The 428-nt window shown below is 66.8% G+C and carries 1 protein-coding gene; it reads right to left on the bottom strand.

Annotated elements, in window-relative coordinates; all coding sequences use genetic code 11:
• Positions 1–230 (bottom strand): cupin domain-containing protein (locus D7Y04_RS42875; protein ID WP_147477357.1); only part of this gene is annotated, 230 nt, incomplete at its 3' end.
• Positions 231–428 lie beyond the last annotated feature (198 nt).

The raw sequence follows: 428 nt of genomic DNA, 5'->3' as shown, positions 1-428 counted from the left end.
CGCACGGTGATTCCGACGTCGGGCGCGACGACGTAGCAATCACCGCCGCGCAGGGGAATCGGGCTCGGCTCCCCGGCGACTTCCAGCCAGCAGCTCCCGCGCGTCACCAGCCCGAACTTCGCGTGCGGCGAGCCGGGGAACTTCACGCCCCATGGCGCGGTGGCCTCCATCCGGCAATACAGCGCACTCCTGACGCGCATCGCGGTGAACACGTCGCTGAACGGGTCCACGCTCGCGAGCGCCCTCAGGTTTGGACGATTGGATACTTCTTCTGGCGTTCCAGGCACTGACAGTCCTCCGGCTCGGACCTACGGTACTTCGCGAAACGGAGGAGGTCACACCATGGAATCAGCAACTCCGAAGGTTCTTCGCACGCTCGCGTCGGGATGGGCGGCGTCCGTCCCTGCCGTGCTGCTCGCAACGCTCGC

Source organism: Corallococcus sp. AB038B, assembly GCF_003668955.1.
GTDB classification, from domain to species: Bacteria; Myxococcota; Myxococcia; order Myxococcales; family Myxococcaceae; genus Corallococcus; species Corallococcus exiguus.
The sequence above is the reverse complement of the archived record's forward strand: the minus strand, read 5'-3'. Positions and strand labels throughout refer to the sequence as shown.